The organism is Candidatus Saccharibacteria bacterium, assembly GCA_016789455.1.
Taxonomy (GTDB): domain Bacteria; phylum Patescibacteriota; class Saccharimonadia; order Saccharimonadales; family Saccharimonadaceae; genus CAIJKY01.
This window is the reverse complement of record JAEUQU010000002.1, coordinates 67,902-90,440: the sequence shown is the minus strand read 5'-3', so window position 1 is coordinate 90,440 and position 22,539 is coordinate 67,902. Positions and strand designations below refer to the sequence as shown.

28 protein-coding genes are annotated in these 22,539 nt (G+C 60.5%); 13 read left to right on the top strand and 15 right to left on the bottom strand.

The features are described from left to right. Positions 1 to 4 precede the first annotated feature (4 nt). Both JNJ66_01430 and JNJ66_01425 read right to left on the bottom strand, forming a co-directional pair. A complete protein-coding gene (locus tag JNJ66_01430; GenBank protein ID MBL8159096.1) occupies positions 5 to 730 on the bottom strand; it encodes a hypothetical protein in 726 nt (241 codons plus the stop codon). A 60-nt stretch (positions 731 to 790) separates the two neighbouring features. Next, positions 791 to 1,366, bottom strand: a complete 576-nt coding sequence (locus JNJ66_01425) for a hypothetical protein (protein MBL8159095.1) — start codon at positions 1,364 to 1,366, stop codon at positions 791 to 793. Positions 1,367 to 1,544: 178 nt separating this feature from the next. Between JNJ66_01425 and JNJ66_01420 the strand changes: the two genes are divergently transcribed. The 4 genes from JNJ66_01420 (at position 1,545) to JNJ66_01405 (ending at position 4,240) form a co-directional block, all read left to right on the top strand. After that, positions 1,545 to 1,766: a stress-induced protein gene (locus tag JNJ66_01420; protein MBL8159094.1), complete on the top strand. Its 222-nt coding sequence runs from the start codon at positions 1,545 to 1,547 to the stop codon at positions 1,764 to 1,766. Positions 1,767 to 1,944: 178 nt separating this feature from the next. Beyond that, a complete protein-coding gene (locus JNJ66_01415; protein ID MBL8159093.1) occupies positions 1,945 to 2,973 on the top strand; it encodes a hypothetical protein in 1,029 nt (342 codons plus the stop codon). 16 nt (positions 2,974 to 2,989) lie between these two features. Then, complete coding sequence (locus tag JNJ66_01410; GenBank protein ID MBL8159092.1) at positions 2,990 to 4,048, top strand: SDR family NAD(P)-dependent oxidoreductase; 1,059 nt, start codon at positions 2,990 to 2,992, stop codon at positions 4,046 to 4,048. Positions 4,049 to 4,069: 21 nt separating this feature from the next. Further along, positions 4,070 to 4,240 carry a hypothetical protein gene (locus JNJ66_01405; protein MBL8159091.1) on the top strand — a complete coding sequence of 57 codons (171 nt, stop codon included), beginning with the start codon at positions 4,070 to 4,072 and terminating at the stop codon, positions 4,238 to 4,240. Between the two features lie 306 nt (positions 4,241 to 4,546). Here JNJ66_01405 and JNJ66_01400 read toward each other — a convergent pair whose 3' ends face one another. The 4 genes from JNJ66_01400 to JNJ66_01385 all read right to left on the bottom strand — a co-directional run bounded on the left by JNJ66_01400 (position 4,547) and on the right by JNJ66_01385 (position 7,883). Further along, positions 4,547 to 5,578, bottom strand: coding sequence for a hypothetical protein (locus JNJ66_01400; protein MBL8159090.1), 1,032 nt, complete (start codon positions 5,576 to 5,578; stop codon positions 4,547 to 4,549). 38 nt (positions 5,579 to 5,616) lie between these two features. Then, a complete protein-coding gene (locus tag JNJ66_01395; GenBank protein ID MBL8159089.1) occupies positions 5,617 to 5,952 on the bottom strand; it encodes a hypothetical protein in 336 nt (111 codons plus the stop codon). A 66-nt stretch (positions 5,953 to 6,018) separates the two neighbouring features. Continuing rightward, positions 6,019 to 6,993 (bottom strand): cation diffusion facilitator family transporter, encoded by a 975-nt coding sequence (locus tag JNJ66_01390; protein MBL8159088.1) that lies wholly within the window; start codon positions 6,991 to 6,993, stop codon positions 6,019 to 6,021. After that, positions 6,945 to 7,883, bottom strand: coding sequence for a carbohydrate binding domain-containing protein (locus JNJ66_01385; protein ID MBL8159087.1), 939 nt, complete (start codon positions 7,881 to 7,883; stop codon positions 6,945 to 6,947). Before JNJ66_01385 ends, JNJ66_01390 begins: the two co-directional genes overlap by 49 nt. Before the next feature lie 103 nt (positions 7,884 to 7,986). Here JNJ66_01385 and JNJ66_01380 point away from each other — a divergent pair, with 103 nt between their 5' ends. Continuing rightward, positions 7,987 to 8,130, top strand: coding sequence for a hypothetical protein (locus tag JNJ66_01380; protein MBL8159086.1), 144 nt, complete (start codon positions 7,987 to 7,989; stop codon positions 8,128 to 8,130). A 35-nt stretch (positions 8,131 to 8,165) separates the two neighbouring features. Here the strand turns inward: JNJ66_01380 and JNJ66_01375 are convergent, their stop codons facing one another. Beyond that, the gene (locus JNJ66_01375; GenBank protein ID MBL8159085.1) at positions 8,166 to 8,723 is read right to left on the bottom strand and encodes a hypothetical protein; all 558 of its coding nucleotides are present in this window, start codon (positions 8,721 to 8,723) and stop codon (positions 8,166 to 8,168) included. A gap of 87 nt (positions 8,724 to 8,810) precedes the next feature. Here JNJ66_01375 and JNJ66_01370 point away from each other — a divergent pair, with 87 nt between their 5' ends. Then, on the top strand, positions 8,811 to 9,416 hold the full coding sequence (locus JNJ66_01370) for a DedA family protein (GenBank protein ID MBL8159084.1): 606 nt from the start codon (positions 8,811 to 8,813) through the stop codon (positions 9,414 to 9,416). A 63-nt stretch (positions 9,417 to 9,479) separates the two neighbouring features. Beyond that, entirely contained in the window at positions 9,480 to 10,313 is an 834-nt protein-coding gene (locus tag JNJ66_01365) for a neutral zinc metallopeptidase (GenBank protein ID MBL8159083.1), read from the top strand. Positions 10,314 to 10,371: 58 nt separating this feature from the next. Here JNJ66_01365 and JNJ66_01360 read toward each other — a convergent pair whose 3' ends face one another. Both JNJ66_01360 and JNJ66_01355 read right to left on the bottom strand, forming a co-directional pair. Then, complete coding sequence (locus JNJ66_01360; protein MBL8159082.1) at positions 10,372 to 11,496, bottom strand: hypothetical protein; 1,125 nt, start codon at positions 11,494 to 11,496, stop codon at positions 10,372 to 10,374. Positions 11,497 to 11,577: 81 nt separating this feature from the next. Then, on the bottom strand, positions 11,578 to 12,057 hold the full coding sequence (locus tag JNJ66_01355) for a prolyl-tRNA synthetase associated domain-containing protein (protein ID MBL8159081.1): 480 nt from the start codon (positions 12,055 to 12,057) through the stop codon (positions 11,578 to 11,580). An 85-nt stretch (positions 12,058 to 12,142) separates the two neighbouring features. On the opposite strand from JNJ66_01355, the gene JNJ66_01350 reads away from it, so the two are divergent. Further along, positions 12,143 to 13,798, top strand: coding sequence for a 2,3-bisphosphoglycerate-dependent phosphoglycerate mutase (locus tag JNJ66_01350; protein ID MBL8159080.1), 1,656 nt, complete (start codon positions 12,143 to 12,145; stop codon positions 13,796 to 13,798). A 2-nt stretch (positions 13,799 to 13,800) separates the two neighbouring features. On the opposite strand, the gene JNJ66_01345 is transcribed toward JNJ66_01350, so the two are convergent. After that, complete coding sequence (locus JNJ66_01345) at positions 13,801 to 14,520, bottom strand: hypothetical protein (protein ID MBL8159079.1); 720 nt, start codon at positions 14,518 to 14,520, stop codon at positions 13,801 to 13,803. A 79-nt stretch (positions 14,521 to 14,599) separates the two neighbouring features. Here JNJ66_01345 and JNJ66_01340 point away from each other — a divergent pair, with 79 nt between their 5' ends. Continuing rightward, on the top strand, positions 14,600 to 15,337 hold the full coding sequence (locus JNJ66_01340; protein ID MBL8159078.1) for a hypothetical protein: 738 nt from the start codon (positions 14,600 to 14,602) through the stop codon (positions 15,335 to 15,337). A gap of 78 nt (positions 15,338 to 15,415) precedes the next feature. Here JNJ66_01340 and JNJ66_01335 read toward each other — a convergent pair whose 3' ends face one another. Next, positions 15,416 to 16,654 (bottom strand): hypothetical protein, encoded by a 1,239-nt coding sequence (locus tag JNJ66_01335; protein ID MBL8159077.1) that lies wholly within the window; start codon positions 16,652 to 16,654, stop codon positions 15,416 to 15,418. A gap of 162 nt (positions 16,655 to 16,816) precedes the next feature. Here JNJ66_01335 and nhaA point away from each other — a divergent pair, with 162 nt between their 5' ends. Together nhaA and JNJ66_01325 are read left to right on the top strand one after the other, a co-directional pair. Next, on the top strand, positions 16,817 to 18,016 hold the full coding sequence (nhaA, locus tag JNJ66_01330) for a Na+/H+ antiporter NhaA (protein MBL8159076.1): 1,200 nt from the start codon (positions 16,817 to 16,819) through the stop codon (positions 18,014 to 18,016). A gap of 39 nt (positions 18,017 to 18,055) precedes the next feature. Then, positions 18,056 to 18,658 (top strand): dihydrofolate reductase, encoded by a 603-nt coding sequence (locus JNJ66_01325; protein MBL8159075.1) that lies wholly within the window; start codon positions 18,056 to 18,058, stop codon positions 18,656 to 18,658. Here the strand turns inward: JNJ66_01325 and JNJ66_01320 are convergent. Beyond that, on the bottom strand, positions 18,651 to 19,256 hold the full coding sequence (locus JNJ66_01320; protein MBL8159074.1) for a class I SAM-dependent methyltransferase: 606 nt from the start codon (positions 19,254 to 19,256) through the stop codon (positions 18,651 to 18,653). The genes JNJ66_01325 and JNJ66_01320 overlap by 8 nt on opposite strands. Positions 19,257 to 19,277: 21 nt before the next feature. Beyond that, positions 19,278 to 20,123: a hypothetical protein gene (locus JNJ66_01315; GenBank protein ID MBL8159073.1), complete on the bottom strand. Its 846-nt coding sequence runs from the start codon at positions 20,121 to 20,123 to the stop codon at positions 19,278 to 19,280. Positions 20,124 to 20,211: 88 nt separating this feature from the next. Here JNJ66_01315 and JNJ66_01310 point away from each other — a divergent pair, with 88 nt between their 5' ends. Both JNJ66_01310 and JNJ66_01305 read left to right on the top strand, forming a co-directional pair. Next, complete coding sequence (locus JNJ66_01310; GenBank protein ID MBL8159072.1) at positions 20,212 to 20,538, top strand: hypothetical protein; 327 nt, start codon at positions 20,212 to 20,214, stop codon at positions 20,536 to 20,538. A gap of 128 nt (positions 20,539 to 20,666) precedes the next feature. Continuing rightward, on the top strand, positions 20,667 to 20,900 hold the full coding sequence (locus JNJ66_01305) for a hypothetical protein (GenBank protein MBL8159071.1): 234 nt from the start codon (positions 20,667 to 20,669) through the stop codon (positions 20,898 to 20,900). Here JNJ66_01305 and JNJ66_01300 read toward each other — a convergent pair. Both JNJ66_01300 and JNJ66_01295 read right to left on the bottom strand, forming a co-directional pair. Beyond that, a complete protein-coding gene (locus JNJ66_01300) occupies positions 20,887 to 21,243 on the bottom strand; it encodes a hypothetical protein (protein ID MBL8159070.1) in 357 nt (118 codons plus the stop codon). The two genes, JNJ66_01305 and JNJ66_01300, sit on opposite strands and share 14 nt — an antisense overlap. A gap of 14 nt (positions 21,244 to 21,257) precedes the next feature. Further along, complete coding sequence (locus tag JNJ66_01295) at positions 21,258 to 22,508, bottom strand: hypothetical protein (GenBank protein MBL8159069.1); 1,251 nt, start codon at positions 22,506 to 22,508, stop codon at positions 21,258 to 21,260. Between the last annotated feature and the right edge of the window lie 31 nt (positions 22,509 to 22,539).

Sequence of the window (22,539 nt, the reverse complement as noted above, 5' to 3'; positions counted from 1 at the left end):
GATGTCATTTCCGCTCTCCATGCGCGGCGTCAACGGGCTGCTGTTCGGCCTTATCGGCGTAGTCGAACAGGCCTGGCAGCTGTTTGCGCTGAGACTGCGGCTGGTAGATATACGGATTGATGTCTTTCTTCGGGTCAAGCGCAGCATTGGCTGCCGCCTCCTCTTCTGATGCCGTTGCCGCGAAGGCCCGTCTGACCATCTGAATGATGATCCAGAGTCCAAGCAACAGGCCAGCCAGCCCAATTAGGCTGCCGAGGCCACGGACGGATGCGCCGATGGCCGTGTCGGCCGGCAGCATGTTCCACTGCTCCAGAATGAAATGCCAATCGTGCTTAGGGTCGGCGCCTGGGCCGACCAGCTGCAACTGCTGTGCCCGTGCGTCAGCGATATAGGTGCCGACAGAATGACAGGCCAGCATCAACCAGAGCATGCCGAAGATACCGGCAAAGCGGTTCTTGCTGTGAAAACCGGCAAAGGTCATCAGACCACCGACCATGATTTCCCCCATCGACCCCGCCAGCGCCACGATGATGGGCGGAAAGAAGCCGACCGCCAGGTGTGAGGTCTCGTGGATACCGAAATCGATAGTCTGCATCACATTGACGGCGATGTTGTCCGTTCCCTGTGGGCCGAAGGACAGGATGCTGATGAACATATATACGAAGAACCCCCAGAGCGGTATGTACCACCATAACGATGAAAGGTTCTTCTGATCCTGCTGGAATTCCATGCTGTGTTGTGTTTGTGTGTTAATACTTTCCCTTACGGTACCACACCGCCAGGAAGCCGGCTAGACCCGCTGGATACACTCTGGCGGCACGCTCCGGGTCAGCAACACCTCGACGCGCCCCAGTAGCCGCGGCAGACCGGGCAGAGCACCGGGCATGACCTGTAGCCCGCGATCAGCCAGTTCGTAATATTTGAGGATCTTGTCGAGCCGCAGGACGGTCTGCCAGTACCAGTGCGCCTGGGCTTCGAGCTCCGCCTCCGGGCGGCCGGCCTCGATGGCTTCGGCCAGACCGTCGTAGACATCAAGATCACCGACATAGGCAGCGGTCGGATCGATGTCGAGTCTTAGAACGGCCTTGCCCTCTTCCGGCCGCCAAGTGTCAGTGGGTACTGCCGCGCCGGTTTCCACATCGGACACGTGGCCGTCCAGCAACAGGTAGCAGTACAGATTATCGCGGCGGCTCAGGCCGGTGTCCTTAAACTCGACCGGCATGCGCTCATCAAGATAGGCATTGGTCTTCTCGGCGTGGTCTTCATGGCTGTGCTCGCCCTTACTGCCGTGCTGCAGCCCCTCTTTGAATATGGACGTCAGTGCGTCGGTAGAAACTTTATGATATACCTGGGCGTTCATGGACATATGTGTGATACCTCTTATCTGCCCCCAGCCTGACAGCTGGAAGCTGACCCGGCAATAATTTTTCTCACTACCAGGCTGCGGCTCGGCATTACACATAAGCGATTAGATATCTTATAGTGACAGCCCGGCAGAATGGCTACTATAGTCCATGCAAACTAACGATTAAGGAGGTCATGATATGGCTACATCAGACAGAGGTTTTGCATCCATGGACGAAAAACGGCAGAAAGAGATTGCAAGCATGGGCGGACACGCTCAAGGCAAGGAAAATAACCCGGCTAATTTTGCCAACGACCGCAAGAAGGCCGCTGCCGCCGGTGCCAAGGGCGGCAAGAACCAGCCGACCGCCGCCAAGGCCAAGGGTGGCAAGAATAGCCACCGCGGCAGCGATAACACTTAGCAGTTTATCTTACAACTTGTCGCTCTGACCCTACACCCTATAAAAAGGACCGCACCCCCTGGCGGTCCTTTTTCTTATACGCTGCCGGTGGTCCATCGGCGCCCTGCGTGAAAATTTTTACTGCCGGGCAACTGCTGCCCGCCTATATTGAGATGAGAGGCTTTAACGAGGAGTATCCATGGCACAGCAGGCCACTCACCACCTACCAGCACTGAAACGGACACTGGGAGCGGTAGCGATTACCGAACGCCTCAGCTTGGAGCGCCTGGCTATGTACCGGCGCTCTTTACGTCTGCCATTCCGTCGCACAGCCGTCGTGCCGGCCCTTGCGTTATTGCGCTGGACCATGCACAACCCCAGCCATCATCTGGCCCGGACGCTGCTTCCCGCCGTCCGCGAGGAGGCCACCGGACTTTTAGGCCGGGTCGAACGGCGTGGCGAACTGGGCTGGGATGATTTTTCTGAAAGCTGGGACCGCATGATGCGTCGCGTGGCATTCGGCCAGTCCGCCCGGGATAACCACGAGATCTCTGACACGCTATCGCGACTGCGCAGCCGCACCAGCCGCCTGATGGTGCTTTTACGCCGCAAGGACAGCCATCAGCAGCTGCAGCAACGCATCCAGCTCTACCTGCAACAGGCCGAACCAGGCAGCTTGGCACGGTTCATGGCCGTTCAGCGGTCAGGTAGTGCTTCTGCCACCCATGACCACTCACCAGAGTGGCTGGCCTCGTTCGACCCGGTCGGCGTCACCGTCTACCGCACCCTTGCCCTGTTGTCGACCCACCCGGCGCATGCGGCCGACGCCCGCCAGGAACTGGCCGCCGACCGTACGGGCCGCACCGCCCTCTCCTTCATCAAGGCCTGCGTCGTCGAGACCATGCGGCTTTGGCCGACCACGCCCCTGCCGCTCGATATACACACCGCCGCCTCAGCGGCGCGTGACGCCCGCTTCGCCCCTGAACGCTGGCTGCACCGCCGGCCTGCCAGCCGCTGGCAGCTGGCAACATTCACGGCAGAACCCGTTGACAGCCCCGATAAACAGCTGATTCTACTACTGGCCAGTGCCATGCTGGGCAATCTGCTCGAGACGCATCACTTCAATCTACAGCATGCTTACCGGCTAGCACCCGCCAGGCCGCTGCCACCGGCATTGGAGGTCCAGCGGCTGCGGTTCGACGTCGAGCCGGTCAGGATACGTAAATAATCAGAGGAGGTCGCATATGGCTCAGAAAGACACCATCACAGAACATGCCCAGGACACCGTGCCCCGGGAACGCCCGGACAGGGTAGCCCTCATCACCGGCGCCACCAGCGGCATCGGCCGGGCGACGGCGCTGGAATTTGCACGCCAGGGATACGACGTGGCGCTGCTGGCCCGGCGCCAGGCCGAGCTGCACGCCATTGCTAAAGAGTGCGAGGAGCAGGGCGTCCGTGCCGTCATCGCCGTCGCCGACGTCACCGACGAGACCGCCGTGCAGAAAGCGGCCGAAATGGCCATCCGGGCCTTTGGCCATATCGACATCTGGGTCAACAACGCCGCCGTCTCGCTTTTTGCCAAATTCGAGACCGCCCCGTCCGACGAGTACCGCCGGGTCATCGAGACCAATCTCTTTGGCTACATCCATGGCGCCCGTACCGCTATCAAACAGTTCAAGCACCAGGGGCATGGCACCCTGATCAACGTCAGCTCGGTCACCGCCCAGGCACCCCAGCCCTACACCAGCGCTTATGTGGCCAGTAAATACGCCATCCGCGGCCTCTCGGCCAGTTTGCGCATGGAACTGCAGCTGGACGGATTGGCTGATGCGATCCATGTCACCACCGTCATGCCGGCCTCGGTCGATACTAACCTATTCCAGAACGCCGCCAACCACACCGACCGCGAAGTCGTAGCATTGGAACCGGTCTACGATGCGGGGTATGTGGCCAAACACATCGTCAAGCTGGCCAAGCACCCCAGGCGCGAAGCCATCATCGGCCCTGCCGGCAAACTGATGGCATTGGAGTACGCCCTGATGCCTGGCCGTTACGAGCAGAAGATGGCCGCCTTTTACGACCGCGACCACCTTGGCGAACATGCCGAAGACAAGACCGCCGGCAACCTCTTTGCCCCGCTCATCGGCAACACGGGCGTTGCTGGCGGCTGGCGCGACCGGCGCATCCGGGCCGACCAGCTCAATAAGATGGTCGGCGTCGCGACGGCAGGCCTGGTAGCGTTGGCCGGTGCCGGGCTGATGCTTTGGCGGCAGCACCGTACACACCCCATGACCGGTAAGTAACCATTAAAAAGGAGTATGTTCATGACAGATGACGATACCGCATCCAACCCGCACGCCGATGGCCACCTGCCCGTCAGTGGTGAGTTTGATACCGATAACCCGCAGGCGGACGACAGCACGCCACTCAACACTGATCGCTACGAAGATGATGAGGACGGCACGGATGAATCAGGGATAGATTCTCCATCATAGACCTGAGGGTGCATATAGTGCGCTGAAAGATACGGAACAACCGTTGCATCCCACGCTGCCGCTTCCCGCCCCAGTTGGAAACTGACGCCCGGGACCTCTCCGCCCCGACATCAAACTTACGGTAGGATGCGGCACTGTGACCAGCTGTCTCGCGGGCCGCCATGACGGTGAACAGCGCGAAACTTGCCACGATCCGGCGCGCGTAATCAGTATCTGCCGGCAAGCCATGCCGCGGAATCAGCCGGTCATGCTCATTCGGCAACGAGAGCGCCTGCAGCAGCCGCCCTTCGACCCCGGCCCTCACCATCAGTACACCCCCAGCTGGCGCACCGCCCCTGACGGGCGCCGGCTTGCTTCAACGCCGCAGACTTCTTCCACGCGTTCCAAAAACTCCAGCGGCAGGCCATCCACTGTCTCAATCTGTGATTCCAGCTCCTCCAAGCTCATGGCCAGATCAGTCGCCTGTGCCACCATGACCGCCAATTCATCCCGGTGCCCCTCATCCTGTCCACTCGCCATGAAGCGCCAGATCGGCTCATAAAGACCAGCCGAGCTACCGTGACCGCCGGCCGTATTCAGTACATCGAGCGTCATTGCGCCGACAGCCCCCGCCCCGAAGCCCCGCCGCTCCTGGTACGGTGCCGCCAGGGACTCCCCCAGGTCTACCCGCCCGCCACCGACGCCAAGCCGCGCCCGCGTTACCGCCGCCACCTTGGCCGCCGAGGCATTTTCTATCCACTGGCCCACATACTCATCATCATACCGCCAGGCATAGCCGTTCCAGTTATATACCGCCGGCCGCTCGCCTGTGTAGTCGATGTGCGTGTACACATGCGTGCACAGCGCCGCACGGCCAAGCATGTTCGCCACCGTATCAACCACATCCGGCACTGGCGCCCGGTTGATATAGCCACCCCGCAGGCGGATAAACTGCAGTACGTGCTGGAATTGGGCGTATGCCTCCCAGTCACCCTCTTTCATATTAAGGTCATAAAAGCCCTGTGCCGCCGCCTCACGGTAATAGCCGTTACCACGCGCGTCAGATGCAGTGATGATGCGGCGCTCCGGATACGGCAGCCGGCCGGTAATGTCAGCCACCGTATCATTGACATCGCTTAGCTCGATGCCGCGTGCCGCCAGCCGCTCGGCTGTCTGCGGATGAATAGCAGCAAACAGCCCCTGTAGATGTTGCCGGTGCCCATTGACCCACGCCAGATAGTCAGGATGCTTTTCCTCATCCCCCGGCGGCAAAGTGTAGATGTCCCGCCCATCCTCGGGGTGGTCAATAAGAACCGTCGTCGGCCGCTCACGCTCACTCCATACCGGCAATCTGTTCATATGGCCTCCCTTTCAGGCGCCCACCGAACCCGCTTTACTTAGCTATACAATACGATACCGACGACGATTAATGAATAGCAGACGACACCACCGGAATACGTGACGATGATCGGTTTCTCGCGGTGGGCGATGCCATATATCAGCAGCAGTACCGCAAACACGACGTAATATGCCCACGAAAATAACGACACGCCGCTGGCATCCCGCCCGATCCAGATCTGCAGCACCTGCGGCAACGTCGCGACAGTATTAAGCAGGCCCAGCACGATAATGGCCTTATCAAGCAGCGCCAATCCCCGCCCGGACGCAGTCTTCTTGGCCCGCCGGGCAGTGCGCCGCCTGCGCAGTGCTTGATGGTGATGCGGATGACTCATTGGCATTATTGTAGCAGGCTCGGGTGTAAGCTAAACCCCTTGACAAAACATAAGAAGTATGCTATATCACTTATATAATTCACTGTCCGGCGTCTCTACTTCAACTTGGATATGATGCGCCTCGGGAATCTCATCCCGGACCTGGCGCTTGACATCGTCCATGATTTTTTCAATCTGATCCGTGCTCAGGCCATCATGGATGTGGACTTCCAGGATGATCAGCAGCTTGCCTGAGCCCAGATACATCGTCCGCAAGTCCAGCACCGAGTGCACGCCGCTGACCGACTCGACGGTGCCGATGATGCGTCCGGCCAGCATCGGGTCGACGGAACGGCCGACGATCAGGTCGCGGACATCACGGATGAGATAGAACGAGGCCACCATCATCACCAGGCCGATGGCGATACTGCCCAGCCCGTCCAACCGCGAATCGCCCGTGGCAAGGTAGCAGGTCATGGCCAACAGACCCAGTAGCGCGGCCACAGTGCCCAAGAAGTCGATGAGCAGCGTCGCCTTGGTTTCGACGATGCTGGAATGGCGCAGCTGCCACCACCAGCCGGAATGGGTGTTGGTCTGGTGTAAACGCCGGACACTCAGGCTGAAGGAATAGAAATTGGATACCAGGCCGAGGGTCAGCATGATGAAGGCCAGTGCTACGTTATAAATCGGTGCCGGATCGATAAACTGCCGCACCCCGAAGTACACCGAAAGCCCGCCGGTGCCCAAGAACATCAGCACGCCGGCCATCAGCACCCAAAAGAAGACTTCGCGGCCATAACCGAACTGATGCGCCCGGTCGGCCGCCCGCTTGGAGCGCTTGACACCGAGCAGCAACAGGCCGCCGGTCAGCAGATCGGAAAGCCCTTGGAGTGCCTGGGATATCAGCACCGTACTGCCGGTGGCCGCAGCCACCAACAGGTTAAGGACGACATCAGAGATACTGACGAGCAAAGAAGTGCCGACGACACGGGTATCGCTCAGGGTCTTGGCCATCAGAGTGAGGGCCCGCTCGAAGCCGAGCCGCCCGCCGTACCGCTCCATGTCCAGCCGGGCGAATCGCCGTCGGCATAGGTGTATAGTGTAGGGCCGGCGGTGAGCATGCAGTTGGAGACGTCGAAGGTCAGGCCGTCGCTGGTGCCTGCCAGGTTGTTGATGCGGCCGGAGACGGTGAACGATGTGTTGGCCGAGTTGACGGTAAAGGTATGCGAGAGGCGGGCGTATGAGTTGGGCACTAGCGTCGCGGCGGGCGAATCGTAGGTAGAGGAGCCCGCCTGCGTCCGAACCATGGCCGACGTGATAGCCTGATTGGACCGTACATAACACGACGCCGTATAGACTGCACCGTTGGTAAGAGCCGTGTTAGTCGTCACGCCGCTGGAGTGGCCGGCGGCGGTCGAAGCCGTCGTCCAGGTGCTGCGCATGGCATAGCCCCCGGTCGGCCCGATACCTGCCGTCCGGACCGTGGATCCCACGCCGCCAGTGCCATAGCCACCGGTCGTCCAGTTGGTCGAGTTGACGCTATAGCTCGGGTTGGCTACCAGATTGGTCAACGGCACGGCACAGTTCCCACTGACCGGGCTGCGGTTCTCGCTACTGACCCGGTAGACCGATGAACCGTTCAGGCCCGTCAGGCAATAGGTGTCACTGCCGGCGTTGTAGGTGTACTGGTACGTAGTGTTGGGGCTGGCGGGCAAGCCGCTGCCGGTGGCAGGATAATTACCGGTGTCGGCTTTAGCCTGCTCCAGCTGCTTGGCGGCGGATTTAAGGTCGGACTGGATGGTGGCGGTACGCGCCTGATCCTGGGCGCGGCTGAAGGCGCCGATGGCGATGACTGCCAGGATACCGATAATGACGATGACGATAAGCAGCTCCACAATGGTGAAGCCTGCCCCGTGCCGCCGTATACTGATGCCCTTTTCAGCGATATTCATATGCATGTTTGTGTCTGATAATCTTCCCCTATTCTATCACGTCAGCAGGCTATGGTAAGAAAATTCACTGGCACGGGCGCCGCAAACGTGTTTAATAGTGATTATGAAAAAGCATCAGACCAAAAAGACCATCTTCCGCTACCGCAGCAATGCCGAGCGCCGGGCCGAGGCCGAGATCGATGCCTTCCTGCGCCGGCACCAGACCGGCGGCGCCATCGACCTGCTGGCGGAACTGAAACAGCTCTAGGATATCCCAGAGCTGTTTTTTCATACTGCCGATAGCTATTCGACGACCGTCACCACGCCCTGCAGCGCGTGGTTATCCGCGGAGTGGTAGCGGAATGTCCCCGTCTCTTCAAAGGTGAAGCTGTACGTCTCGCCCTTGCCCAGTGCCGCGCCGGCAAGGATATAGGGCCGGACTTCACTGAGCACTGGCGCATCGTGGGCATGGCCATCGCCGCCGTGCTCCTGCATGACGTTATGGCCTGGCGTGCCGACGTTGGTCCAGGTGACGGTAGTACCCTGCTTGATGGTGATGTCCGGCAAGCTGTAGCCGTCATCCTTTATGTCCATCGAGACCTGACTCAACTGGGTCAGGTCGCCGTCTGCCGGCTTCTTGACGGATTGGCTGCCGTCATGCGTCTGGCCGTTGCCGACATCGATGATCGCTTCGCCGGCCGGTTCCGTCTGATCCTGCGCCTGACCGATGGCATATGCCATAGCCGCAGCCGACACGACCAGGATGGCAGCGATACCGACGAGCAGCTCCCGGGCGGGAAATGCTCCGCCGGCTGTCTTGTGTGGAGTCTTGCTTGCTGTTTTCTTTTTGTGGGAAATCATACCCACATGATAGCAGAAACCTTGCGGCGGGACGGCATAACTGCCACGCCGGCTTTCGCGCTATACTGGTAGGTGGAATACCCTTGCATGTACGAATACGCCGTCGAACTTATCATTTCACTCAAATACCTTGGCATCACCATTGTCATGGCCCTCTTCCCTTCCGAATCAATCATGCCGTTCGTCGGTTCGGCGGCCTCGTTCGGACATCTGTCGCTGCCGGCGGCGGTCGTGGCCGGCACCATCGGCACGTCCGCCGGATCAATCGCCGTCTATCTGTTGGCGCGCCAGGCCAGCCAGGAGACCGTCTACCGCTTCATCGACACCCGCGGCAAATGGCTTGGCCTGACCCGTAGCAACATCGAACGGGCCGGCCGCTGGTTCGACCGCCACGCCGGTATGACCGTCTTTTTCGGCCGTTTCATTCCGGGCATCAGGACGGCGGTGTCGGTGCCGGCCGGGTTCCGGCGTATGCCGCTCGGTGCGTTTGCCGGACTGACTATCCTCGGCAGCGCCATCGACGTGCTCCTGCTGGCGACCATCGGCTACCTGGCGGCCAACCGCTACGATGAAATCCAGAACCTGATCAACAACACCGCCAGTGCCATCACCGCCTGTATCGGCATCGCCATTGCCGGCAGTCTGCTGTGGCGGCTATGGACACACCGCCGGCGCGCTCATGACACTATATGAATTCTTACATACTGTATCGCAAGGCTGCAGGTACTATGAGGCCAGTAAACGTGGAGAAAAGACATGGCCTATTGGGATAAGATAACCAGTCGGGGCAACGTTGAGGATCGGCGCAGCCTGGGTCCCGGCCTTATTGGTGGCGGCCTGGGCGCACTGGGAATCATCATCTCGCTCGCCGTCAGCCTGCTGGGCGGCGACCCGGCGGTGGTACAGAATGCCCTGGAGCAGCTGCAGACCGTGCCAGGCCAAAGCCAGCAGGCTGAATCCGGCGAGTTTGCCGGTGAGGACAGTTATGAAACATTCGCCACCAAGGTGCTTGGATCAAACAATGAGTTGTGGAACGGTATATTCAGCCGTAATAACTTGTCGTACCAGGAGCCGCGCCTCGTGCTCTTCCGCGGCGCCACCTCATCCGGGTGCGGCGCCGCCACCTCGGCCGTCGGGCCGCATTACTGCCCTGCGGACCAGACCATATACCTTGACGAGACGTTCTTTGACGAATTAAAAAACCGCTTCGGCGCTAGCGGCGGTGATGTGGCCGAAGCGTATGTCATCGCCCATGAGGTTGGCCATCATGTGCAGCAGCAACTGGGCGTCATGCAGGAGGTGCAGGCCGCCGGTAACAGCAATGAGCAGTCAGTCCGCCTGGAGCTGCAAGCGGATTGTTTTGCCGGCATCTGGAGCCGTTCGGTCGCCAAGGCCGGCGTGCTTGAGCCGGGCGAAATCCGCGAAGCCATCGATGCCGCCGAAGCCGTCGGCGACGACCGCATCCAGCAAAAAACGCAAGGACAGGTCAGCCCGGAGACCTGGACGCATGGCTCATCAGAGCAGCGGGCCACCTGGTTCAACCGCGGCTACGACAGCGGCGCGCCGACCAGCTGCAATACGTTTGAATAAATAACGCCGGGAGGCGGACGGTGCGCACACCACCCGCCTCCCGGCTTTTGGCGCCGCACTACGCCATCTCCACCGTCGGCAGCTTGACCAGCGTATCCACGCCGAACACGCTGCCGCCCGACCGCATCTGCCGGAACATGAGCTCGGCGAAGGATGTCGGACTGGACGGGTTGACGCCGGAGCTATAGCCCAGGGCGATATACTCGGCCACCTGCCCGCCCGCTCCCGTCACCGTCGGCACGGTGCGGATGTCACGCGCTCCGCCGCCGCCCGGCTTCTCCCGGTCGAGTTGCAGCATCGCTGACGGCAGCACGGCGATGGCCGCCGCCTGGCCCAGCAGTTGCGACTCGCCCGGGCGCGGTGCGGCCTTGTGCAGGCAGTTGCCCTTCAGCGTACTCCAGGTGCAGGATTGGCTGATCGGCCGGGCCGTCCAGGTGCGGTACTGCGTGTCTTCGGCGACGTACGACCCCTCAACCCGCTCGTACCTCATCAGGCCCCGCGGCGTCCAAAAGTACTGGCCGGGCTGGGCGCCGTACTTGCTGCGGCACCCCTCTGCCTGCTCCGGCGAGACGTCGGCGGCCGTCGTCACCAGCACCGCCCGCAGTTCGTCGCCGCGCTCCAGGTAAAGCAGCGGGTGCTCGTACAGGTGTCCGCTGAGTGCGTCAGCGTCGAAGCGCCCCGCCACCAAATCGTCGGCGTTCGCCGCCGCCAGCATACTGAAGCTGCCCGGCATGATGTTGACACCGGGGATCAGCTCGCTGGTGGGCGCGGCTGCAAAACGGCCGGCGATATCCTCGATGGCCCGCTGTTCCAACGGCAGTTGCAGCCGGACCGCTGGCTGCGACCCGGTATCGACGATGATCGGCCGGCTTGGCGCCGTCTTGCCGATGAAACCGTCGAGAGTATGCTCCGGCGGGCCTTCCTGCCACCTTGTGGTCACCAGTGACACCAGGAGCTTCCGGTCGGCGATCGGCGTGCTGCCATTGAGGATGATGCTTTCATGACCCTCGTACCGCACATCCGTGCGCATTGCACCGGTACTGGTGCGGTTGTCCCTGTCGTCGAACGGTGATGTCCGGCTGGCCAGCACGAGGCCGGCCACCAGCATCAGCACTACCAGAAGTGCGGCGGCTACCGCGCCGCGTGACCGCCATGTCGGGCTGGCCGGTCCGAATAACACCACCGTGCCTCATTTCTGTCGTTAGGATGGGCTGCACAGTATCATAAAATGTTTCACGTGAAATAACAATGCCACGACGCCTGTCTACAAACTGATAAATCGGACCCTCTGTCGTAGCGCCTCGGCCACCCGCCGCAACTTGGCCGCCGGGAAAAAGATAGTAGCAGTGTTGTCACTGGGATGGAAGCCCACCTCACCCTCGTGCACTACCAGCCGTTCGTCGACCACCAGTTCCACCTCGCCGGCCCCCTCATGCAGCAAGCTGAACAACGAGACGGAACCCGGTGTCACGCCAAGCGACGCCAACAGCAGCTCCGGCTTGGCGAACTGCAGCTTCTTACTGTCTAGCTGTCCGCGCAGTGCCTTCAGGTCCAGCCGCCGCTCGCCGGCCATCACTACCAGTATCCGGCGCGGCCCGTTCTGCTCGCAGAGCAACAGGTTCTTGACAGGCAGGTGCTCGTCAAGGACGGCCTGTGATTCGGCCACGGTGAATACCGCGGGGTGGTCGACCCAGCGGTATGGTACGGCAAGTTCGTCAAGCAGGGACAGGACGCGAGATTTCATTGATATTCCTTACATATGACTCAATCATAACAGACGGGGCGCGGCCCTTGAGCCGGACGGCCTCCAGCCCGTATAATGCTTATGCATGGCTTATATCTCTATTTATGACGCGACGCCGCTGGACGAACATCAGCTGACCGCCTTATTGCAGCCCACCGACCATTACTGGACATACTGCCGGGATCAGATTGCCCTTGATAATCTGCACCCCGAGTCAGAAATCATCTCGGTATTCATCGGCAGCACCGTCACGCGGGAGATCATCGAGCGGCTGCCCCGCTTGCGGCTGATTGCCTGCCGTTCGACCGGCTACAACAACATCGATATGGCGGCAGCACGCGAGCATGGCATCACCGTCGTCAACGTCCCCAGCTACGGCGAGCGGACCGTGGCCGAATACACGTTCGCCTTACTGCTCAGCCTGACACGCAAACTGCAGGCGACGACCCAGGCCGTCCAGGCCGCCACATATGACCAGGCTGCCATCATGGGCACCGACCTGGCCGGTAAGACCATGGGCATCATCGGCATGGGACGGATCGGGCGGCATGTGGCCGGCATCGCCCGAGCTTTCGGCATGGAAGTGCTGGTCTACGACCCTTACCCCGATGAGACAGCTGCCCGGGAGTTGAGTGTCGAGCTGGTCAGCCTGGACGAATTGGCCGGGCGCAGCGACATCATCAGCCTGCACAGCCCGTACACCGGCGACAACCATCACCTCATTAATGACGCCTTCCTTTCCAAAGCCAAGTCTGGCGCGATACTTATCAACACCGCCCGCGACGAACTGGTAGACACCCGTGCCCTCATCGATGCCCTGCGCACCGGACGCCTTGCCGGTGCCGGCCTGGATGTGCTGGAAGGCGAACAGTTGCTGAAGCTGGACAAGGAGCTGCAGGTGCTTAACAAAGATACGCTCAGCGGCAAGACCTCCGCCCAAAGTTTGCAGCTGGATGTACTGAAGCGCTTTGCCAATGTCATCATTACGCCGCACAACGCCTTCAATACCATCGAGGCACTGGAACGCATCAACCGTACCACTGCCGATAACATGATCCGCTTCTGGTACGGCGAAACACCCAACGCTGTCAGCGCTCCGGATACTAGGCCCGGCAAGCTGGTCATCGCCCGCCACGGCGAATCGGAATGGAATGCCGAGGGCAGATGGTCGGGCACGCGGGATGTCCACCTCAGTGAGAAAGGCTTCCATGAAGCCGCTCTGCTCGGACAGGCCGTCAGCGATATCCAATTTGACATCGCCTTCACTTCACAGCAGATCCGTACTTTTGAGACGATGTCCGGCATGCTTGATTCCATCCAGCAGTTCGACGTGCCCTACCGGCGCGACACCGCCCTTAACGAACGCGACTACGGTGAATACACCGGCCTCAACAAGTGGCAGGTCAAGGAAAAACTTGGCGAGGATGTCTTTAGGCATCTGCGCCGCGACTGGGACTATCCCGTGCCGGGCGGCGAGAGCCTGCGGATGGTGTATGAACGGGCAGTGCCCTTTTACCGCCAGGTCATCCTGCCGGAGCTGCTGTCCGGCAAGAACGTACTAGTGGTATCGCACGGCAATGCCATCCGCGCCCTGGTGAAATACATCGAGGATATCTCTGATGAGGGCATCGGTGGCATAGAAATGCTGTTTGGCAGCATCCTTATATACGACGTCGACCACGACGGCCGCATGCAGCACAAGCGGGTGGCGCATATCCGCACGACACCGCCGAATGCCTGAAACTATAGTTTGATTGATTCGGCTACTTGCAGCAGTGCCTTGTACTCTTTTGAGTCAGGGTCTATGGTCACATCCGGGGCCTGCTGTCCTACCAGCGAGCCGATGCTGATGAGCGCATATTTGCCGCGGCCAAAACTGACGTACAGGTCGCACAGGTCATCCGAGCGGCACTCGACGACATTGACGCTACTGATTTTCTCGTCCGCCATGTAGGCGACCAGCTTCAGGCGTTTGCCCGCCACGATGATATCGCCCAGCAGCTGCTTGTTGTCATCAGGCGCGAACTGGTTATCTTTGGCGAAGCCGTCATAAAAGCCGCTGGAGAGGAGTTCGAAATCGAGCAGGAGATTGTGCTTATAGCGCCCGATATTCGTTTCGTCCTGCTTGGCCGTCTCAGCCGTGACCTGCCTGGAAACCTGAAAACGGTAGACCACCGCGCCGTTATCGACGGCCGGCTCGGCCACCTTCCAGTCCTTGGGATAAGTAAAAGCAATGCCTGTCTCTTTGTGCTTGTGCTTGACGGTCGGCTCGGGCTCGGCGACGGGGCCGGGCACCGTGCGCTCCTTGGCCTGGCTGCGCGGACCGGGCTCTGCCGCCTGGCCTGCCACTGGTTTGAACGCGCTGTTATTGTAGAAAGACCAGCCGATGACACCGACAGCCATGACCGAGGCAGCAATAAGCACCCCTTCAACTGCACTAAAGCCCCGCTGCCCCTTCTTCATACTGATAGTGTATATAAAATAGTGCCGCCTGCCTATAGCGCTTTTGGCTTGAGCAGCCTCACGTTATAATAGCGGTACCATGACTACGAAATCAGCACCGGTCAGGCTGAGCGATCTTCCTGTGCAGGAAAAGGTCCGCCAGACCCTGACCTTTCAGCGCGATACCGGCAGCATCACCATTCGTAACCTCACGGGCAGGCTGCTGAGCACTGATGAGCGGCTGGCTATCGAGGGCGCCTGCCATACCGTGGCCGCCTTTACGCGGGAGCGGATCGTGCAGCGGCTGGAGGGTATCGACCTGGTCGATATGGGCGAAGCCCTCCAATGGGGCGGCACATACAACCCGTATTCGCGCGTGGTGCGCGTCAATCTGGCCGGCCTGCGCAGGCTGAAAAAGCCCGACCTTGGGGACTACGCGCCCTACTTCACCGGGCGTCCAGGCGTCAGTCTGTTCGATCTTACCCTGGCGCACGAGATGGCGCATGCCATGGACATCGGCACGCTCGCAGAAGCGGTAAGCCTTGGTATTGATATAAAGCACCACGCCTGGTTCGCCATCAACGGCCGGACGAATAGTTTTTCGTATTTCCAACAAGGTCTTGGCTGGCGCCACCGCGTCATCGGAGACGGCAAGCTTGCGCACAATACATGGCGGCTGGAGGAGAAGGACAAGGCACTTGCCCCCACGCGCTTCGCCGCCGAGATGCCCCACGAGGACTTTGCCGAGACATTCGCCATCATGGCGCTTGGCGGCGACACATCGATGTTCACCAACCGCGCGCAGCTGCTGCGCAGCCTTATCCAGCCAGCCTCCTGATATTTGCTTCTCATGAAAAGCGGGTGGTTGCGCCGGGAACATCTCCCAGCGCAACCACCCGGGTTGCCAGTACGGCCGTCAGTCGCGCGGCCGCGTCACGTACGCCAGCTGTGCCAGCCGCTTGCCGCGCGAGGAGTGGCCGGACGAGGCATCGAGGTCGTAGACCGACAGCAGGACTTCTACCGCCTCTTCGTCACCGTCCAGATAGGCGGTGACCAGTTCGACTTCTTCTTCCGCCCATGCATCGGGCAGCACGACCGTGCCGTCCTGCTGGCGGACGGGCACGCCCAGGAGATTGACGATTTCCTGGTGGACCGTGCCATCGGCGGCATAGCCGCTTGTCACGCCGTCCTCCATCACGATGGCTTCCGGCCGGTAGGCAACGCCGTGGATGACAGCCTGGCCGCTTTCGGCCACCGCCTGGACGACCTGCCGCCGGAGCGCCATCCGATGCCCGAGCTGCTGATGGTGGAAGCGCTGCTCGTCCGTCAGCAGACACCCGGACGGCACCATGCCCCGCCCGGCACCACGGCCAAGGGCGAAGTACTGGTCGTCGAACCGCAGTGCAATGTCGCTCTCCGCCGTCAGGGCGGCGTGCCGCAGGAATAGCTGCTGCACCGGGTGGCCCTCAGCGATCTCCATGCTGCCGCTGCGGGCAGAGTAGAGTGCGGGAAGCCGCCCGTCGACCAACTGGAAGTTGCCCTCCTCCTCCATGCCGGTGGCCACCCGCACCATGGCCACGATCTGCTCGAAAGGTGTCAGTGCCCGCTCCAGTTGCAGGCCGAGCTGCTGCTCGAATTCATCAAGCAGCCGCATGGCCAGCTCGTAGAGGTTGAACGAGTACTGCCATCCCCTGCCCCGGCCCGGCTCGACAGAGATGCCGGCGGCACCGATGACCTGGTCGGTCACCACCTCTTCGACGGCGACGCAGTCATACAGGCCGCCGAGCGGCAGGTGCGCCGTCGTCTGGATGACGGTCACGGTCGGCACGTCCAGCAGGTCGCGGGCCTGTTGCAGGACGGTGCGGTACCGCCCGATGGCGGCCACGTACCGTTCGAGCACCCAGCGGGGATTGAGCCGCTCGGCCACCCGTTTCGGCACCCGCTTGGGGTTGATCCGGGTAATCTCGCCGGCCGCCATGAACCGTTCAATCAGGCCGGCGTCGCGGTATGCCTCGGCCACGTGGTTGTGGGCCGACACCCGCAGGAAGATCTGCCGCAGACCCAGCAACTGCAAGGCCAGGTCATCGCGGCGGACAGCCTCGGCGTAATCCGGGTACTGCTCCACGGCCTCGGCGCGGGACGGTATGCCCAGCATCGTTTTCTCCTTTGGTCGGTGCGCTGTGGTGCACGATTGTCAGATTGACACCTACTGTATGATGCAATGTTTTTGTGCATATGTAAATATTTATTTACAATGGAGGAAGGAGAGCTGGGAAGTCTGGTCGGCGCACTAGTTAAAGTTGATTGGATATTTATTGTGCAACATACAAAAGCGATACTGAAAAAATTACATCCGGCGCGGGTCCCGCAGCTTCTGACCACCCTGCTGAAGGACGAGGCAATCAGCGGCAAATTCATCATAGGCGCGACCGTCCTGGCACTGATCGCAGCCAACTCGCCCCTGGCAGGACTGTACCAATCGATACTGCACCTTGATGCCAGCGCCGGTATCGGCAACCTGGTCCTGCACAAGGACCTGCGGCACTGGATCAACGATGCCCTGATGGCCATCTTCTTTCTGGTAGTCGGGCTGGAAATCAAGCGCGAATGTCTCCGCGGCGAGCTGCGCAAACTCAAAACGGCCGCCCTGCCCTTCGCAGCAGCCATCGGCGGCATGGTCGTACCAGCCCTGATCTTCCTGTCGCTCAATACCGGCACCGAAGCGGCGGGCGGCTGGGCCATCCCCATGGCGACCGACATCGCCTTTGCCGTGGGCGTCCTGGCGCTGCTCGGGCGCCGGGTACCAGCATCGCTTCGCCTGTTCCTGCTCACCCTGGCTATTGTCGATGATATCGGCGCAGTACTTGTCATCGCCCTCTTCTATAGCTCGGGAATCAGCCTGCCGATGCTGGCAATCGCGGCCGTAGCCAGCCTTATCATCCTGCTGCTAGGTCAGCTTGGGCGGCTGAACATGTCCCTCTACATTGCGGGCTGCGTCCTTATATGGCTGGCAATCAACGCCTCCGGTGTCCACCCCAGCATCGCCGGCATTGTCATGGGCGTCATCGCGCCGCTGGCCGGGAGCGGCCCTTCCATCGCCGAGCGCACAGAACGTTTCCTGATTCCCATCTCGACCCTTTTTGTCATCCCACTCTTTGCGTTCGCCAATACCGGCATCATCCTTTCTGCCGGCAATCTGGAGCATATCGCAGCGCTGCCGCTTGCCCTTGGCATCATCGGCGGTCTTTTCATTGGCAAGGTCGCGGGCATCACCGCCGCCAGCTGGCTGATGGTGCGTTTTGGACTGGCCCACCTGCCCAACGGAGTCAATTGGCATCATATCGGCGGCGTGGGGCTGCTGGCGGGTATCGGCTTTACCGTTTCAATCTTCATCACCGGGCTGGCCTTCGAGAGCGATCAGTTGGTGGCGGTTGCCAAGCTTAGCATAGTTATAGCTTCAGTCCTCAGTGGACTGCTTGGGCTCTTGGTGCTGCGTCGTAGCTTCCGTGCTGTATGACAGACTATCATTCAGCCCCCAAACTGCTACTATAAGAGTATGCGCAAATTGATTATCCTTACATTCATATCACTCGACGGCGTCATGCAGGCCCCTGGCGGCAAGGGCGAGGATCCTTCTGGCGGCTTCAACCTGGAGGGCTGGACCGTGCCTTACTTCGACGACGTGGCCGGCCAGGTCATGGACAAGCAGATGACTCCGCCCTTTGACCTGCTCTTGGGCCGCAAGACCTACGACATCTTTGCCGGCTACTGGCCACAGCAGCAGAACGAGACGTCTGACGCTTTCAACAAAGCCACCAAGTACGTGGTCTCCAACGGCGACGTAGACACCAGCTGGGACAAGACCGTCCAGATCAGCGGTGACGTCGCCAGCGAAATCCAGGCCCTCAAGGACCAGGACGGCCCCGACCTGCAGGTACACGGCAGCAGCAACCTCATCCAGACCCTGCTGCGGGGCGACTTGGCCGACGAGCTATGGCTGAAGATCTTCCCCATTACCCTTGGCAAGGGCAAGCGGCTGTTCGGCGAAGGTACGGTGCCAGCCGCTTATACGCTGACTGATTCGCTCGTTACGCCGTCGGGCGTCATCGTCGCTTCGTACAAACGTGATGGCGAGGTGCGGACCGGGTCCTTCAACTAGACTTTATATAGAGTTGATTCACGTAGACGCTGTTGTGCGGCTGGTAATCCTCGGCATGCACCAGCTCAAAGCCGAGCGGCTCAATCATCTGGCGCAATTCTTCCTTGCCATACCGCTTGAAGTAGCGGGCGGCGCCGGGCATGGAAGAATGTTGCACCATACCTTCGCTTTCACCCTCGATGGCACCCATCACGAAACTGCCACCCGGCTTCAGCAGGCCGTGCAGCCGCCCGATGATAGTCTGCGCTTCAGCCTTAGGAATATGAATCAATGAGGTATATGCCCAGATGCCGTCAAATGAGGCTGCCGGAAAATCAATATAGGCAAAATCTGACAGCACCGACTCAAAACCAAGCCGGGTCGTCATATCGATCATCGTCTGCGAACCATCCAGACAGACCACCTCCAGGCCCTGCTCACGCAGCAGCACCGCGTCACGACCGCTGCCACTGCCGACATCCAGCACCCGCCGCCCCGGCGTGCGCTCCACGAAAGCCATGATGAACGTCCGCGGAAAATTATCCCAGAACGTCGTCACCCCTTCATCATAATTGTGCGCGTACTGGTTATAGGCTTCGATGGTGGGGTTGGTATGCATAGCCTCATTGTAACAAAGCGGCTATAACTGCAGATACGGCAACGCCAACAATGCCAGCCCCGCCACCACCACAACCCCGGCCGCCGCCTTCTGCCGGATGCGCTGCTCACCGAAGTAGCGCTTGCCGAACATCACTGACCAGAACAGCGCGAAGCTGCGCTTAAGCGCAATGATGACCGACGCCGGCGCATACACATACGCAAAGCTTTCCACCGTCGAACTTAGCCCGTTCGCCATTGATTGGCTGCCCGTCCACGGCTTGACCAGCATATGCAGCGGCAGTCCGGACTGACGGGTCGTCAGTACAAAGAACAGCAGCAACAGGCAGCCGTGCAGCACCACCTGTTCGCCCACCACCGAGTTGTAATGCGTGATATTCCACTTATACAGCGACGCCGTAATGACGCCCAGCACCGCACTCATCAGCACCAGCTTGGCACCGTTCTTACTGCGCGGATTGCCGCGGAAGCCCCAGGCCAGGCCGACGAACATCAGAAAGACACCGGCGATCTGCCAGCCGCTCATGGCGTAGCCCAGGAAGATATCCACGCCCAACAGCATCGGGATGGTCAGCGAGCGCAGAAAACCGACCGTGCTGCGGTCGGCCGTGATGACCGCCATGGCGCCTACCAGTGCCGTGCCGACGGCCAGACCAAGGCGCAGCAGGAACGTCGGCAACGATTCCACACTAAAGACAAACTCCGCCCCGAGCGCCATAGTGCCAATCAAAAAGACCGTACTCCAGAACTGGCCCAAAAACGCCAGCCCGTAGGCAGTCGTCAGGTGGCGGCGGACCGCCCCCTTGCCCAGCGAGTCGGACACTTCCTGCAAAAAGGTGGAAACGGCGATGATAGCCACGGCAAACATGTGTATCAGTATGCCACAACTTGCTTTTTAATACGATTTGTGATATAATAAAAGGTAGCCCATTCCTACTCTGTGCAAGGAGCACACGGTGACCGAATCACAGGAGCAAACGGGTACGTGGTACTTCATCAGGTCCGTCAAGCGGCGGGTGTGCATCACCCCGGTTCCCGACAACGAGTGGGAGTACGACGTCACCCGGAAGTCCGCCAAGCAGGCTGAACCCGGCGACATCGTGCTGTGGGACCAGACGTCCTTCGACAAGGTCCTGGCCGGCCTGCACCTGATCGTGCTGGACGTGGGACGGCGCTTTGTTACCAACGCCATCCTTCGCGCCACCTTCGTCGAGTGGGCGCTGCCTTCCATCACCAAGGACGGCACGGACCGGATGCGCCGCATCGATGCACCCAAGGCCTGACGGCCACCGGAGGGCCCAACCGCCCACCCAGAAGAGCCCGCAGCGCGACCCCTCGCCTGCCCTGGCCCTTCGGGGTGGGCTTTTCTGTGCCGCACGCCGCCTGTTTGCTGCTACAATAAAGCCAGCTTATGAGCACCACTCCGCGTATCATCACTGCCCTGCTTGCCGGCATCGCCAGTCTGGCGCTGACCGCTGCGGCACTTTTCTATTTTCTCCCCGGCGCATTGCTCGACATGAAGACAATCGCGTTTTTCCTGATCGAAGTGGTGTCGTTCGGTCTCGGATCGCTAGCCATCGACATCGCCCGGGGCGCCACCCCGCAGGAAGCGCTTGCCGAGCTGCGGCAGACTATCCGTTTCTGATCCGGCTGCCTGCCGGCATGACACTGCGCACGACCAGCGCCAACAGACCCGCCGCTAGACCGACGGCCGCCGCCACGCCGAGATTAGTCATGATGCCGCTCTGAGAAAAAGTAGTGTGAACCGGCTGCTCGCCACAGAAGCAACTTGCCTGCTTGGTGGTATAGATCGGCGCAAAAAGCCCGTAGGTATAGGTGGTGGTGACGATCTGGTCATCGGATGCGATAGAAGGGTCGTATCTTTCAACGGTCCTAAAGACGGTAGCCAACGAGAGCGCCGTCGTCAGCAGGAACGCCGCAGCCATTATAAGCATGATTTTCTTATGAGTGAGGGGTAGCAGTTTCATATAGCCATGTACCTCTAGCGAGTATAGGTTTGCGCCTCAGCCGTAAAGCCATGTACCTGCGCCGCCGTCTTGCCGACGAACTTCTCAACCTTCAGCCGCTCCCCTTTTTGGACCTCGAACATGATGGTGCCGAGTGTCTCCCCGGTAGCATTGGCCGTCATGCCTTTGACCGGCGCGCCGCCGTACCAAGGGCTGCCATCCGGCAGGACGTAGCTGATCCGCGCCAGCTCGACCTTGACGGGACCATTGGCTGGAGTAACCGTTTCTGGCTTGAAACCGCCCTTTGCCACGAGCTGGGCCGCCTTGCCCTCCCAGTTGCCAATCGATACGATGGTCGTCACGCCGTCGATGAAATCGGGCGCGATGGAGAGATGCGCATCCCAATACCGACCCTGGTTATTATTAGTGCCGGCATAGCCGCCGCTCCCCTCGCGGAACCAGTTGCCGATCAGCTTGCCGGGCTGGTCCCAGTCAATCTTGCCGCCAAGTGGTGCCCGGGCACGCAGGCTTTTGGCCTCGAGCTCCTGTTTCAACGCGCCCTCGTACATATCGAACGGACTGACGGTGTGGATTTTCCAGGACTCTCCCTTGTAGTTATCCGGTGTGATGAAGCCGCTGAGCTGCTTGGTCGTATCGACAGAGGTCCAGTCGTAGCCATGGCCGCCGACTTTTCCTAACTTGTCTCCGGCTTTCAGCTCCAGGCTCACCCGCTTGGACTGGTTGGGCTGCAGGCCTTTTACCGCATCGGCCAGCTTGGGTGCCAGTTTATGGATATGGATGAAGATCGAGTACAGCTCGCAGTTGTGCGCCACCACCAGACGGTGATCCTCGGGTGACGTCTGGATGTCGCGGTCACCGACATACTGCGACGGCATGGCGGCAATCTCCACTACCGTGCCATCGGCTGGCATGACGGCATCGTACACATCGCCGGCGTTCATGTCGGGCGGATGCACGTATACATGATCGGTCGGGGTGACGTGGCCGTCGCCTACTTTGCCAAGCGGCTCGATATAGGCCAGTTGGTCGGCTGGCATCGGGCCGCTGGTGAATGTGACGTCCCGGGGCTTGCAGGCGTCTTTATACTGGGCAGCGAAGCCGTTCTCAGGAGCGGGCCGCGCCTGTTGGCGGGGAGCGTCCTGCTCGTCGCGGGCGACATCATGGGTGCTGATGAGCCGGTAGCCAATCAGACCGGCGACGCCGACGACGGCGACCACCAAAAGGATGAGGGTGATATGAAAGCCAGCCTGATGTTGTTTTTGCATGATGTGTTTTTGTTTAGATACTGTGTGTCGT